General features: G+C 69.9%; 14 protein-coding genes. 8 read left to right on the top strand and 6 right to left on the bottom strand.

The features are described from left to right. Positions 1-252 precede the first annotated feature (252 nt). Entirely contained in the window at positions 253-1116 is an 864-nt protein-coding gene (gene cysE, locus ASG63_RS05895) for a serine O-acetyltransferase (RefSeq protein ID WP_056213036.1), read from the bottom strand. Between the two features lie 54 nt (positions 1117-1170). Further along, positions 1171-1362 (bottom strand): hypothetical protein, encoded by a 192-nt coding sequence (locus tag ASG63_RS05890; protein ID WP_056213034.1) that lies wholly within the window; start codon positions 1360-1362, stop codon positions 1171-1173. 954 nt (positions 1363-2316) lie between these two features. Here ASG63_RS05890 and ASG63_RS05885 point away from each other — a divergent pair. Genes ASG63_RS05885 through ASG63_RS05865 form a run of 5 tightly spaced genes read left to right on the top strand, consistent with a single transcriptional unit; the run spans position 2317 to position 6097 of the window. Next, the gene (locus tag ASG63_RS05885) at positions 2317-3351 is read left to right on the top strand and encodes an ABC transporter substrate-binding protein (RefSeq protein ID WP_056213032.1); all 1035 of its coding nucleotides are present in this window, start codon (positions 2317-2319) and stop codon (positions 3349-3351) included. A gap of 10 nt (positions 3352-3361) precedes the next feature. Next, positions 3362-4273: an ABC transporter ATP-binding protein gene (locus tag ASG63_RS05880; protein WP_056213029.1), complete on the top strand. Its 912-nt coding sequence runs from the start codon at positions 3362-3364 to the stop codon at positions 4271-4273. Continuing rightward, on the top strand, positions 4270-5187 hold the full coding sequence (locus ASG63_RS05875) for an ABC transporter permease (RefSeq protein ID WP_056213027.1): 918 nt from the start codon (positions 4270-4272) through the stop codon (positions 5185-5187). Before ASG63_RS05880 ends, ASG63_RS05875 begins: the two co-directional genes overlap by 4 nt. A gap of 56 nt (positions 5188-5243) precedes the next feature. Continuing rightward, entirely contained in the window at positions 5244-5657 is a 414-nt protein-coding gene (locus ASG63_RS05870; protein WP_056213024.1) for a YeeE/YedE family protein, read from the top strand. After that, complete coding sequence (locus tag ASG63_RS05865) at positions 5654-6097, top strand: DUF6691 family protein (protein ID WP_056213022.1); 444 nt, start codon at positions 5654-5656, stop codon at positions 6095-6097. The genes ASG63_RS05870 and ASG63_RS05865 overlap by 4 nt, the downstream gene beginning before the upstream one ends. Positions 6098-6100: 3 nt before the next feature. On the opposite strand, the gene ASG63_RS05860 is transcribed toward ASG63_RS05865, so the two are convergent. Beyond that, the gene (locus ASG63_RS05860; RefSeq protein ID WP_056213019.1) at positions 6101-7144 is read right to left on the bottom strand and encodes an LLM class flavin-dependent oxidoreductase; all 1044 of its coding nucleotides are present in this window, start codon (positions 7142-7144) and stop codon (positions 6101-6103) included. Positions 7145-7148: 4 nt separating this feature from the next. After that, a complete protein-coding gene (locus ASG63_RS05855; protein ID WP_082559193.1) occupies positions 7149-8138 on the bottom strand; it encodes an ABC transporter substrate-binding protein in 990 nt (329 codons plus the stop codon). Positions 8139-8638: 500 nt separating this feature from the next. On the opposite strand from ASG63_RS05855, the gene ASG63_RS05850 reads away from it, so the two are divergent. Genes ASG63_RS05850 through ASG63_RS05840 form a run of 3 tightly spaced genes read left to right on the top strand, consistent with a single transcriptional unit; the run spans position 8639 to position 11236 of the window. After that, positions 8639-9736 (top strand): methionine ABC transporter ATP-binding protein, encoded by a 1098-nt coding sequence (locus tag ASG63_RS05850; RefSeq protein WP_056213017.1) that lies wholly within the window; start codon positions 8639-8641, stop codon positions 9734-9736. Continuing rightward, the gene (locus ASG63_RS05845; RefSeq protein WP_056213015.1) at positions 9726-10391 is read left to right on the top strand and encodes a methionine ABC transporter permease; all 666 of its coding nucleotides are present in this window, start codon (positions 9726-9728) and stop codon (positions 10389-10391) included. Before ASG63_RS05850 ends, ASG63_RS05845 begins: the two co-directional genes overlap by 11 nt. Before the next feature lie 50 nt (positions 10392-10441). Continuing rightward, the gene (locus ASG63_RS05840) at positions 10442-11236 is read left to right on the top strand and encodes a MetQ/NlpA family ABC transporter substrate-binding protein (protein WP_056213013.1); all 795 of its coding nucleotides are present in this window, start codon (positions 10442-10444) and stop codon (positions 11234-11236) included. 45 nt (positions 11237-11281) lie between these two features. On the opposite strand, the gene ASG63_RS05835 is transcribed toward ASG63_RS05840, so the two are convergent. Then, positions 11282-12037: an ABC transporter ATP-binding protein gene (locus tag ASG63_RS05835; protein ID WP_056213106.1), complete on the bottom strand. Its 756-nt coding sequence runs from the start codon at positions 12035-12037 to the stop codon at positions 11282-11284. 22 nt (positions 12038-12059) lie between these two features. Beyond that, positions 12060-12857: an ABC transporter permease gene (locus tag ASG63_RS05830; protein ID WP_056213104.1), complete on the bottom strand. Its 798-nt coding sequence runs from the start codon at positions 12855-12857 to the stop codon at positions 12060-12062. Positions 12858-12903: the final 46 nt, after the last annotated feature.

Raw genomic sequence — 12903 nt, 5'->3', positions numbered from 1 at the left:
TCTATATTTGAATATTTATGAGACTCAATCAGTCTATAAATCAATGATGGCAAAAATTTAGATTATATTACTGCGAGATTGGAGGAAATTGTTGTCCGAGATAAGGGGGGCGGGAAACGGTCGGAGCGACTTGGCCTGAAATCCGGTCCGCCCGGCAAGGGAGACCCGCTTGTGCGGCCGGGTATGGGGACCGGCCGGAGATCGATGGACGGGTCAGTCGCTGCCCCGGGGGACGTCCGGCCCCCGCACCTGTCAGATCCCGTCGCCGAAGAACTGGTCCATGGTCTGAGCGGGGTCCTCGGCCGAACTGATGCGCGACACGACGCGGGCCGGCACGCCCGCCACGGTGGTGTGGGCCGGCACGTCGTGCAGGACGACGGCCGCGGCGGCCACCTTCGCGCCTTCGCCGACCCGGATGTTGCCGAGCACCTTGGCGCCGACGCTGAGGAGCACGCCGCGCTCGATCTTCGGGTGGCGGTCGCCGCTCTCCTTGCCGTTGCCCCCGAGCGTCACCGATTGCAGGATCGAGACGTCGTCGGCGATCACCGTGGTCTCTCCGATGACGACGCCGGTGGCGTGGTCGATGAAGACGCCCGAGCCGATCCGCGCTGCCGGGTGGATATCGGCGCCGAACACCTCGGAGATCCGGCTCTGGATGTGCAGCGCCAGGGTGGCCCGGCCCTGGTGCCAGAGCCAGTGCGCCACCCGGTAGCCCTCCAGGGCAGCAAGCCCCTTGTAGAAGAGGAAGGGGTCGAGGTAGCGCCGGCAGGTCGGGTCACGCTCGCGGATGGCCACGAGGTCGCGCACGGCGTGCTCGCCCGCATGCGGGTCGGCCTCGAAGGCCGAGAGGCAGAGATCGCGGGTGGAGAGCCGCGCGAGGTCGCCGTCGCCGAGGCGATGGGCGAGCCTGTAGGCGAAGGCGTGGATCAGACTGGGCTGGTCGAGCACCGTCGCCTGGATGATGCCGGCATAGAGCGGCTCCTCGATCAGGGCCGCCTCCGCCTCGGCACGCATCGCCCGCCAGACGTCGGAGCCGGCCGTGGTCTGGCTCACGCTGCGCAGGGGCGGGCGCAGGAGGTTGCTGGGACTGCGCGAGGCCTGACTGCCGGCGGTCATGTGTATCGGCTCATGCGGATCGCGAGGTCCGGGCGGTGCGCGGCGGCATCGGCCTCACCCGACGCGCTGGAAGAGAGCGGCGATGTAGCCCACGAGGAGGCCATGTCCGTCGAATTGCACGTCCACGACCTGCGCCCCGTCCCGGGCCGGCAGGACGTCGACGATTCGCCCGGTGGCGTGGCGCCAGATCCCGAGGGCATCGGCCACGTCGAGCCGGGCAAATACAACCTGATCTCCGAGAACCATCGTTTTCTCCGGTCTGAAAGTCGTCGCTCGAGAAGGGTGGCGAGGGGGTGCCGGTGGCGCGGTCCGGGGTCCACGGACGGACCTTTGCGGGGCACGGACGGGAGCGCCGCGCCTCGGGGAAGTGTGCCGATCCGGGGCCTCCAGGGTCAATGAGAGCGGTTTCCAAAGATCGGTGGCCTGCGGGCACAGCCTTCCTTCCGGATGGGTCCTGACAGCAGGCTTCTCCTGCGCGGCCGACCTTACCAGCTCAGCGAACTGTCACCGGGATGTCGGGGCGTGCATCCCCGGTGAAGCCCTGCCGGTTCGGCATCGCCACCGCCGGGATCGTGCCGGAGTCCTGCGGCAGAAGTCCTTCGGGGTGAGGGACTTAGGCGCTTAGGGGGTAGGTCTCGTCCGCACCGATGGATTGCGGCGCGTCGAACTGGCTGGCGCAGCGGATGTAGTCGAACAGGGGTGGGGAACGATCGCGAGGCGGAGCCGCATGACACGAAGTGCGTGAGGGCAGAGGCGACAGCGCCTCCGAGAGCGAAATTCAAATGTATTCGGCCGAGGTTATCAACGCAAAAATCTTTCCATATTCAGCGCACGGCAATAGAAATAGCCTCCGGATGCGCCGGTTTCAGGGAGAAATTCCGGCCAGGACGTTCATTCTGACTCCGGTCCCCGCGGAGAGCGCAACGCCTGCAGAGAGGTCCGGCGAAAGGAAGCGGTACTTCCCCGCACCAAAACGGGTTTCCGGCGCTAAATTGCCCGTCGGGAGAAATGCTCTCCGGAAGACCGCGCATGAGACACAAGCATTCTCCAGGGCGATCGGAATAAAGATGGCGCTTTTATTGACCTAACCCCGACACAAGATACCATCTGCGCCATCGATCCACGGCTCTTTATCGACCCGGATCACCTGGATTGCCTTTAGACAAGACAACTTCTCCAGACATGTCGGCGGCGGACACAATGACGACCAGGCAACACTTCATTCTCCCGCGGCGCCTGGCGGGTGCCTTGCTCGGCGGGCTGGCCCTGTGCGCGTCGCTCGCTGGCGGCGCGGCGGCGGCCGAGGGACAGCTACGGATCGCCAAGCAGTTCGGCGTCGTCTACCTGCTCCTCAACGTGGTCGAGGACCAGAGGCTCATCGAGAAGCACGGCAACGCGGCTGGCCTCGACATCAAGGTCGACTACGTCCAGCTCTCGGGTGGTGCGGCGGTCAACGACGCGCTGCTGTCGGGCAACATCGAGGTCGCGGGGGCCGGCGTCGGGCCACTGTTCACGCTCTGGGACCGCACCCGGGGCCGGCAGAACGTCAAGGGCATCGCCTCGCTCGGCAACTTTCCCTACTACCTCGTCACCAACAATCCCGAGGTGAGGAGCATCGCCGACTTCGGTGAGAAGGACCGAATCGCAGTGCCTGCGGTGGGCGTCTCGGTGCAGTCGCGCATCCTGCAGTGGGCCTCGGCCAAGCTCTGGGGCGACAAGGACTTCGCCAAGCTCGACCGGATCAGCGTCGCGGTCCCGCACCCGGAGGCGGCCGCCGCGATCATCAAAGGCGGCACCGAGATCTCCGCGCATTTCGGCAATCCGCCCTTCCAGGACCAGGAACTGGCCGAGAACCCCAAGGCCCGCATCGTCTTGAATTCGTACGACGTCCAGGGCGGCCCGTCCTCCTCGACGGTGCTCTACGGGACGGAGGCGTTCTACAAGTCCAGCCCGAAGACCTACAAGGCCTTCCTGGACGCGCTCGACGAGGCAGCGAAGTTCATCACCGAGAACCCCGGCAAGGCGGCCGAAATCTATGTCCGGACGACCAGCAGCAAGCTCGATCCGGCGCTGCTGAAGACCATCATCACCAACCCGGCCGTGACCTTCAAGGTGACGCCGGAGAACACCCTTGGGCTGGGCCAGTTCATGCATCGGGTCGGGGCGATCAAGTCCGCGCCCCAGGCCATTGGCGATTACTTCTTCGCCGATCCGCGCATCGACACCGGCAGCTGAGCGGCCCGCGATGATCTGCGCCGCCACTCTGTCCGACCTCTCCGTCCTCGAACTGGCCGAGCCGCGCCCGCGCGGCGGCGCTCGACGCGAGGCCGCCCCCGCCCGGCCGTCACCGGAGCCGCCGCCGCCCCCCGCGCCCGACCCGTCGCCCCTGCTGCAGATCGGGGGCGTTACCCTGGAATACTGCACGCCGCAGCGGGTGGTGCGGGCCACGCACCGGATCGACCTCGACATCCATGCGGGCGACCGCTTCGTCCTGCTCGGGCCCTCGGGCTGCGGCAAGTCCACCCTGTTGAAAGCGGCGGCCGGCTTCATCACGCCAGTGGAGGGCGCGATCACCCTAGCAGGCGCTCCGGTGCGCGCGCCCGGGCCCGACCGCATCGTGGTGTTCCAGGAATTCGACCAACTGCCGCCCTGGAAGACGGTGGTGCAGAACGTCGCCTTCCCGCTGCGCGCCGCCAAGGCGCTCAGCCGGCGGGAGGCGCAGGAGCGCGCGCGCCACTACATCGACAAGGTCGGACTCACGCCCTTCGCCGACAGCTACCCGCACCAGCTCTCGGGCGGCATGAAGCAGCGGGTCGCCATTGCCCGCGCCCTGGCGATGCAGCCCCGGGTGCTGATGATGGACGAGCCCTTCGCAGCGCTCGACGCCCTGACCCGGCGGCGAATGCAGGAAGAGCTCCTCGCCCTCTGGGACGAGGCCCGGTTCACGCTGCTCTTCGTCACGCATTCGATCGAGGAGGCGCTCGTGGTCGGCAACCGGGTGGCCCTGCTTTCGCCCCATCCCGGCCGGGTGCGGGCCGAGTTCAACAGCCACGCCTTCGATCTTTCCAGCATCGGCAGCGAGGCCTTCCAGGGAGCGGTGCAGCGGTTGCACGCGCGCCTGTTTGAGACCGGCGCGCCGGCGGAGGCGAACCGATGAGCGCGTCCGCGACCCGCCCCGATCTCTTCACGCGGAACGGCGTCTCGTGCGATCTGGTGCCGCCGGTCCGCCCGGAATACGACCGGGTGCTCGCGCCCTTCGTGGAGGCACCGGTGGAACGCACGCTGCCGCTCGGGGCGCGGCTGTGGCAGCGGGACTGGCTGCGCAAGGGCCTGATCATCGCCGCCCTGGCGCTGGTCTGGGAGGGGCTGGCGCGCTGGCAGGACAACGACCTGCTGCTGCCCGGATTTCTCGCCACGATGTCGGCCCTCTTCGACGGCCTCGCCAACGGCGAGCTCATCGACCGGGTGCGGATCTCGCTCACCGTGCTGGTGCAGGGCTACCTCGCCGGCATCGTGCTGGCCTTCGGGCTGACGACGCTCGCGGTCTCGACGCAGTTCGGCCGCGACCTGCTTTCGACCCTGACGGCGATGTTTAACCCGCTGCCAGCCATCGCCCTGCTGCCGCTCGCCCTGCTCTGGTTCGGCCTCGGCTCAGGGAGCCTGATCTTCGTGCTGATCCACTCGGTGCTGTGGCCGATGGCGCTCAACACCTATGCGGGCTTCCAGGGCGTGCCCGAGACCCTGCGGATGGCGGGGCGCAACTACGGCCTGCGCGGGCCGTCCTACGTCCTGCAGATCCTGATCCCGGCCGCCCTGCCGGCGATCCTGTCGGGCCTGAAGATCGGCTGGGCCTTCGCCTGGCGCACCTTGATCGCGGCCGAGCTGGTGTTCGGGGCTTCCTCGGGGCGGGGTGGCCTCGGCTGGTACATCTTCCAGAACCGCAACGAACTCTACACCGACCGGGTCTTTGCCGGTCTCGTCATGGTCATCGTCATCGGCCTCGTGGTCGAGAACCTGGTGTTCGCGGTCTTCGAGCGGATCACCGTGCGGCGCTGGGGCATGGCCCGCTAGGATAGGGCCCTTTCGAGCTTGAGGCGACACGCGGTTGCGGAAGAGAGCCGATACACATGAATACCTATGCGTCCGGGTTCGCCGGCGGCGCGCTGATCGGCCTGTCGGTGGCGCTCCTGATGCTCCTGAACGGGCGCATCGCCGGAATCAGCGGCCTCGTGGCCGGCCTCGGCCGGGATCGGGGCCTGCGTCGGTGGGTCGATGCCGCCTTCGTCGCCGGCCTGATCGCCGGTCCGCCGGTCTTCGCCCTCGCCACCGGGGCGTGGCCGGCGATGCGCTTCGTCGCTTCCCTGCCGGTGCTCGCCGTCGCCGGCCTCCTCGTCGGGTTCGGCACCCGTCTCGGCTCGGGCTGCACCAGCGGCCACGGCGTCGCCGGCCTCGCCCGGCTTTCAGCCCGCTCGCTGGCGGCGGTCCTGACCTTCCTGGGGACCGGCATGCTCACCGTCGCCCTGTTGCGGGCGCTGGCGTGAGCGCGGCGCTCCACTTGCTCGCGGCCCTCGCCGCCGGTCTTATCTTCGGGCTCGGCCTGTCGCTCTCTGGCATGCTCGACCCGGCCCGGGTCCAGGGCTTCCTCGACGTGACTGGCGCCTTCGACGGGCGTCAGGCCTGGGACCCGACCCTGGCCTTCGTGCTCGGCGGCTCGGTGAGCGTCGCCGGCCTCGGATACGCCCTGGCCCGGCGCCTGCCGCGCCCGGCACTGGCTATCGCCTTCGACCTGCCGACGAACCATCGGATCGACTCGTCGCTGATCGGCGGCGCGGCCCTGTTCGGGATCGGCTGGGGCCTATCGGGCCTCTGTCCCGGCCCCGCCGTGGCGGCCCTGTCGACGGGGGCTCTGCCCGTAGCGGTCTTTGTCGCCGCCATGCTCGTGGGCATGACGGCCCACCAGCGCTTCGTCGCCCGCGCCTAAGCCTCAGCGCACCCGGGGCAGGACCTCTACGGCGAAGCGCCGCATCTCGGTCTCGAACGGTTGGAATTGCAGCATGAACAGCTCGATTCCGGCGGCATGGAAGGCGCGGATGCGGGAAGCGACGGTGTCGTAGCTGCCGACGAGGCCGGCGGCGGTGCCGCCATTGGTCCCGACATGGCGGGAGGCCGCCGCGTCGGTCTTGGCGAACATCACGCTCGCCGTGTCCGTGCGCGCCCGGGTGTCCGCCCGCAAAGCCGCGTCGCGATCGGCCAGGGCCAGCAGGCGCGCGTGCTCAGCCTGAGCCTCCGCATCGGTCTCGCGGGCGATGACGAAGGCTGAGAGCCCATAGCGCAAGGGGCCGTTGGCAGCGGGCCGACGGGCCACGTCGGCGATCAGCGCCGCGACCTCCGCGAGGGGCTGGCCGTTGATGAACCAAACGTCGGCTTGGCTTGCCGCCAGCGCCCGGGCCGGTTCGGATTCGCCACCGAGATAGATCGTCGGGCGCGGCCGGAAGCTGCCGGCCGGGCGAAGCTGATAGTCCGACACCTGGAAGTGCGGGCCCGCATGGGTGACGCGCTCGCCCCGCATCAGCCGGTCGACGAGGCCGATCCACTCGGAGCCGTAGGCGTAGCGCGCGTCGTGGGCAGGAAAGGGTAGTCCCGCCCGCTCGAACTCGGCCCGGTTCCAGGCATTCACGAGGTTCAGGGCGAACCGCCCCTGCGCGATGTGCTCGATCTGCAGGGCCATCTTGGCCAGCACCACGGGGTGGTAGAGCCCGGGCTTGATCGCCGCGATGATCTCGATGCGCCGGGTCAGGGCCGCCAGGGCGGCCGAGGCAGTCCAGGCTTCGAGCTGGTCGCGCCCGTCGTCGTAGGGATTGGCGGTGTGCTGGGCGACGAGAACGGCGTCGAAGCCGAGGGCTTCAGCCTCCAGCACCAGGGCGCGGTTGCGGTCCCAGCTGGCGTCGTCCGGCTCGTCCGGATCGTGGTGGGAGGCGCGGGAGCCGTGGACGGCCGCCCAGATTCCGAAGCGGAGCGGATGGGTCATGCGCTCAGCCCCGCTCCGCCGGCGGCTGCCAGGTATTCACCGCGGTCGCGTCGAGGTCGCGCGGAATCAGCCTGGCCTCGCGGAAGGTGTCGGCGATGGCCTGCTGCTCGCCGAGTTCGGACCGCACCACCGGCGTGACTGCGTAGGTCCGGCGCCGGTTCACCGTGGCGACCACCTCGGGGGAGAGGTCGCCCCAGATCGGCGCGAGCAGCGCTACCGCCGCATCCGGCTCGGCCTTGACCCAGCGGCCCGCCTGCCGGAGCGCGTCGTAGACGATCCCGACCACTTGCGGGTTCTCGGCCACGAAGCGGTCGTTGGCGAGGTAGTAGCGGTGATAGCTCGATAGGCCAGTGGCGTCGGCCAACACCCGCACCGGCCGCTTGGCCTGAGCGATGGCGAGGAACGGGTCCCAGATCACCCAGGCGTCGAGGCTGCCCTGTCCGAAGGCCGCCAGCCCCTCCGGCGCCTGGAGATAGGCCGGCTTGATGTCGGTGAAGGCGAGGCCCGCCCGCTTGAGGGCGGCTGCCAGGATGAAGTGGCAGCCCGACCCACGCGAGACGCCGACCGTGCGCCCCTTCAGGTCGGCGATGGAGCGGATCGGCGACTCCTCGGGAACAATGATGGCCTCGGCCGCGGGGGAACCGACCTCGCGGGCATAGAAGGTGAGCGGCGCATTGGCCGCCTGGGTGAAGATCGGCACCGCGTCCGCGACGTCCGCGTGGAGGTCGACGGCCCCGGCGTTCATGGGCTCGATCACGCTGGTGAAGAGGTGCCAGGAGGGTGCGAAGCCCAGGGGCTTCAGGCGTTCGTCCAGGGTGCCTTTGGCCTTCAGGATGGTAAGCAGGGTCGAGGAGCGCTGGTAGCTCAGGCGGACCGTCCGCTCGGCGGCCCGGACCGCCGGCATCCCGAGAGGCGCTAGCGCGGCGGTCGCGAGGCCGGCGCGCAGGATCGTCCGGCGCGAGGGGGCAGCCCCGCGCGGCGTGTCGTCGGTCATGGATCGTCTCCGGAGAAGTGTCGCCCGCCGTGCACCCGACGGTCTGCACGGCCCGGATCGCACATCGCCGACGTCGTCGCCGCACGATCACGATCCCGTGCCGATGATGTACGAAAAACTCCCAAGATTTCGCAAGGAAAGGGATTTTCAAATTTCGATGGCTTTTAGGACGATTGTTTTCGTATCTGGCGAAATAGCCAGAATGACCTCACGAAAGATCGCGCCTAAGTCCGGAGAGCAAGCCTCGAGAGGATGAAAGCGCGGGTGTCGCACGCTCGGCGGGCCCATCTACAGCATCGAGGGAGAACCTTCTCGCGCGCCCGGCCGTCACAACGACCTTCATCCTCGTCGACGCCGCAGTTTGGTCTATGCTTTCATTGACTGGGGGTACATCAGGCGTAGATAAGTAGAGCAGCGCCCTCTGCTTCAAGAGACCTGCTCTCGTGTTCCGCATCCTGAGATCGGCAAGCGCGCGACCGGGCCGAGGATCATCCCCGTCCATGCCGTCGACCAGCCACCCCGCCGAAGCGGTGATCCGCTTCGAATCCGTCTCGAAGACCTACGCGCCCCGGCGCAACGGGACGGCGGTCGCTGCCCTGGAGGGCATCGACCTCGCGGTTCCGGCCGGGTTGATCCTGGGCATCATCGGGCGCTCGGGCGCCGGCAAGTCGACTCTGATCCGCCTGATCAACGGCCTCGAGCGGCCGAGTGCGGGCCGCGTCTGGGTCGGGGATGCCGAGGTGTCGGCCCTGCGCCCGCGGGATTTGCGCGCCCTGCGGGCCCGGGTCGGGATGATCTTCCAGCACTTCAACCTGCTCTCGTCGCGGGACGCCGCCGGCAACGTCGCGCTGCCCCTGGAGATCGCCGGCTGGGCGCCGGCGGCGATCCGGGCGCGGGTCGCCGAGTTGCTCGATCTCGTGGGGCTCGCGGATCAGGCGGGGCGATATCCCGCCGAGCTGTCGGGCGGGCAGAAGCAGCGCGTCGGCATCGCCCGGGCCCTGGCGACCCGGCCGGAGGTGCTGCTCTCCGACGAGGCGACCTCGGCCCTGGATCCCGAGACCACCCGCGCGATCCTGGCGCTCCTCGCGCGCATCAACCGGGAGCTCGGCCTCACCATCGTGCTCATCACCCACGAGATGTCGGTGATCCGCGCCGTGGCCGACCGTGTCGCGGTGATCGAGAACGGCGCGATCGTCGAGGAGGGCTCGGCCTTCGACGTCTTCACCCGACCGCGGGCCGAGATCACCCGCTCCCTCCTCGCCGGGGAGATGGGCCACGGGCTGCCCCCGGTCCTGGCGGCGCGGATCGGAGCCGGCCCACGCCCGGGCGCGACGGTCGTGCTGCGCATCGCCTTCGAGGACGCCCCGGACGGCACCGCGATCCTGGCGAAGCTCGCCCGCGACACCGGCATCGAAGCCGCGATCCTGGCCGGCACCGTGGACGAGATCGGCGGGCGTCCGTACGGCTCCCTGGCGATCGGGCTGCCGCCGGCGCCCGACGTGGCGGCACGGGCGCGGGCCTACCTCGCGCAGCACAGCATCGACAGTCAGGTCCTGGGATACCTGCCGCCGGCCCAGGAGGCGTCCCGTGTCGCCTGAACTGATCCGCCTCCTCGTCCAGGCCACCGGCGACACCCTCACGATGGTGGCGCTCTCCGCCTCCCTCGGAACCCTGTTCGGCCTGCCGCTGGGGATCTTCCTAGCGACGAGCCGGCGGGGCGAACTCTTCACCGCGCCGATCGCGAACGCGGTGCTGGGCTTCGTCGTCAACGCGACCCGCTCGACGCCCTTCATCATCCTGGTGGTGGCGATCATTCCCTTCACCCGGCTCATCGCCGGCACCTCCATCGGGACCCTCGCCGCGACGGTCCCGCTCACGGTGGCGGCGACGCCCTTCCTGGCGCGCCTGATCGAGGCGGCGATCCGGGAGGTCGATCCAGGCCTCGTGGAGGCGGCCCGGGCCTTCGGGGCGAGCCCGGGGCAGATCATCGCCAAGGTGCTAATCCCCGAGGCGCTGCCCGGCATCGTATCGGGCCTGACCCTGGCGGTGGTCTCCCTCCTCGGGTTCTCCGCCATGGTGGGCGCCGTCGGCGGCGGAGGGCTCGGCGACCTCGGCATCCGCTACGGCTACCAGCGCTTCCGGCCCGAGATGATGCTGGCCGTGGTCGTCGTCCTCGTGGTCCTCGTCCAGGCGGTGCAGACCGTCGGCGAGGGCCTGGCCCGGCGTCTGAACCGGCGCATCCGGTCGGCCTGACGCGCCGCTCTTCTGTCCCACCCTCCCGTTCCCGAACCGGACGATCCGCCATGCCGCGCGCCCTGACCCTCGCCGCCCTCCTCGCCGCCTCTGCCCTGCTCCTTCCGGGGCCGGCCCGGGCCGAGCCCCTGACGCGGATCCGCATCGGGGCGACGCCGGGGCCGCACGCGCAGATCCTCGAGGCGGTGAAGCCGATCGCGGCGAAGCGGGGGCTCGACCTCCAGATCATCGAGTTCTCCGACTACGTCGTGCCGAACGAGGCCCTCTCGGCCGGCGAGATCGAGGCGAACTCGTTCCAGAACCAGCCCTTCCTCGACAACCAGAAGGCCGACCGGGGCTACCGGATCACCGGCGTCGGCCTGACGGTGAACTTCCCCCTCGGCATCTATTCGAAGCGCCACAAGAGCTTCGACGCGGTGCCGAGCGGCGGCACCGTGGCGATCCAGAACGACCCGACCAATGGCGGGCGCTCGCTGCTCCTCCTGCAGGACAAGGGCGTGATCAAGCTGGCCCCCGGCACCGGCTTCAAGCCGACGGTGGCCGACATCGTCGAGAATCCGCGCAAGCTCCGCTTCATCGAGGTGGATGCGGCCCAGACGCCCCGCGCCCTCGATGACGTGGACGCCGCGGCGGTCAACACCAACTACGCGACGCCCGCCGGCCTCAAGCCCTCCGACGCGCTCCTGAAGGAGGAGCCGAAGGGCCCCTACGTGAACATGCTGGCGGTGCGCGAGGCGGACAAGGACAAACCCTGGGTCAAGGCCCTGGTGGAGAGCTACCGCACGCCGGAGACCAAGGCCTTCGTGGAGACGACCTTCGGCGGAGCGGTGCTCACGAGCTGGTAGGGTGCCCCAGCCTGGACGCGCCGATGGCGGCTGGGCGCAGGCCCGTCAGACGGCGAGGGGCGCCCGGCGCGGGGGTGGGGCGAGGGACGCGTCCAGCAGGGTCCGCAGGACCTGTGAGGTCCGGAGATGGTCCGCCGCATCTTCGGAGCGGGGCGCATCGATCGTGATCGTCTCGTGGATGCGGCCGGGATGGGGACGCATGACCACGACACGGTCCGCCAGGGCGGCTGCCTCGGCGACGTCGTGGGTGACCAGGAGGATGGTCGGGCGGGTCTCGGCCCAGAGGGCCAGCAGGTGGCGGTGCAGGTCCTCGCGCGTGACAGCGTCGAGGGCCGAGAAGGGCTCGTCCAGCAGGAGAACCCGGGGGTCGGCCACGAAGGCCCGGGCGATGGACACGCGCTGCTGCTGGCCGCCGGAAAGCGCGCGCGGCCAGCGCCCCGCATGGTCGGCGAGGCCGACGCGGGCCAGGGCCCGGGCGACGCGGGTCCGGCGCTCGGCCGCCGGCCGGTCCGCGAGGCCGAAGCCGACATTCTCGGCGATGCTGAGCCAGGGCAGCAGGCGCGGCTCCTGGAAGACCAGGCCGAGTCCGGGATGCGGGCCGTCGAGGGTGGCGCCGTCGAGCCGGATCAGGCCCGCCGTCGCCGCGTCGAGGCCCGCCACGAGGCGCAGGAGGGTGGTCTTGCCGCAGCCCGAGCCGCCGACCACGGCGACGATCTCGCCGGGCGCGAGGGAGAGGGTCAGACCTAAGAGCGCCTGCGTCCCGTCCGCGTAGGTCTTCGAAAGGTCCTGGATCGTCAGCATGTGGTCGGTCCGGAAGAACAATCTAAAGGACGCCGCGGCTGACATCCTGCCAGCGCAGCAGCGGGCGGGTCGCCAGGACGAGGAGGCCGTCGGCGAGCTTGCCCAGACCCGCGAAGGCCAGGATGGCCGCCAGGATCTGGTCCGGCTTCCCGAATTGCTGGCCGTCCACCAGGAGGTAGCCGAGCCCCTCCGAAGCACCCATCAGCTCGGCCGCGACCACGAACAGGAAGCCGAGCCCGAGGCCGGTGCGGAGCGCCACCAAAGTGCCGGGCAGCACCGCGGGCAGGAGGATGCGGCGGGCGAGCGCGAGGCGCGACAGGCGAAAGATGCGCCCGACCTCCACGAGCTTGCGATCCACCGACGCGATCGCGCCGGAGACCCCGACATAGACCGGGAAGAACACCCCGACGGCGATCAGCACCACTTTCGGCGTCTCGAGGATGCCGAGCCAGAGGATGAAGAGCGGCACCCAGGCGAGCGAAGGTACCGCCCGCAGGGCCTGCAGGCTGGGGTCGAGAAGGTGCCGGGCGAGCGGGAGCGTGCCGGTGAGGGCGCCCACGAGGATGCCCGCCCCGGCGCCGGCCACGAAGCCGAGGGCGACGCGCAGGAGCGTCGCCTGGACGTGCAGGCGGAGATCGCCGGATTGGGCCAGCGCCAGCAGCGTCCCGAGGACCCGGCTCGGCGGCGGCAGCAGCCGCCCCTGGGTAAGGCCGGACCGGATGGCGAGCTCCCAGCCGATGGCGAGGACCAGGGGGATCAGGATTCCGAGGACGAGGCGCCCGCCCGTGCGCCCGGCATCCCGTCGCCAGGACGGGTGCAGCCCGGCCGGTGCCGGAGCGGCGCCGTCGCCATCCGCGCCGGACGCG

Source organism: Methylobacterium sp. Leaf94 (assembly GCF_001426045.1).
Taxonomy (GTDB): domain Bacteria; phylum Pseudomonadota; class Alphaproteobacteria; order Rhizobiales; family Beijerinckiaceae; genus Methylobacterium.
This window is presented reverse-complemented; position numbering and strand designations above follow the sequence as displayed.

What these genes read in the sequence shown, in the direction of transcription:
- cysE (WP_056213036.1), bottom strand. Translation starts at nt 1,116, where the DNA reads ATGACCGCCGGCAGTCAGGCCTCGCGCAGTCCCAGCAACCTCCTGCGC.
- ASG63_RS05890 (WP_056213034.1), bottom strand. Translation starts at nt 1,362, where the DNA reads ATGGTTCTCGGAGATCAGGTTGTATTTGCCCGGCTCGACGTGGCCGAT.
- ASG63_RS05885 (WP_056213032.1), top strand. Translation starts at nt 2,317, where the DNA reads ATGACGACCAGGCAACACTTCATTCTCCCGCGGCGCCTGGCGGGTGCC.
- ASG63_RS05880 (WP_056213029.1), top strand. Translation starts at nt 3,362, where the DNA reads ATGATCTGCGCCGCCACTCTGTCCGACCTCTCCGTCCTCGAACTGGCC.
- ASG63_RS05875 (WP_056213027.1), top strand. Translation starts at nt 4,270, where the DNA reads ATGAGCGCGTCCGCGACCCGCCCCGATCTCTTCACGCGGAACGGCGTC.
- ASG63_RS05870 (WP_056213024.1), top strand. Translation starts at nt 5,244, where the DNA reads ATGAATACCTATGCGTCCGGGTTCGCCGGCGGCGCGCTGATCGGCCTG.
- ASG63_RS05860 (WP_056213019.1), bottom strand. Translation starts at nt 7,144, where the DNA reads ATGACCCATCCGCTCCGCTTCGGAATCTGGGCGGCCGTCCACGGCTCC.
- ASG63_RS05855 (WP_082559193.1), bottom strand. Translation starts at nt 8,138, where the DNA reads ATGACCGACGACACGCCGCGCGGGGCTGCCCCCTCGCGCCGGACGATC.
- ASG63_RS05850 (WP_056213017.1), top strand. Translation starts at nt 8,639, where the DNA reads ATGCCGTCGACCAGCCACCCCGCCGAAGCGGTGATCCGCTTCGAATCC.
- ASG63_RS05840 (WP_056213013.1), top strand. Translation starts at nt 10,442, where the DNA reads ATGCCGCGCGCCCTGACCCTCGCCGCCCTCCTCGCCGCCTCTGCCCTG.
- ASG63_RS05835 (WP_056213106.1), bottom strand. Translation starts at nt 12,037, where the DNA reads ATGCTGACGATCCAGGACCTTTCGAAGACCTACGCGGACGGGACGCAG.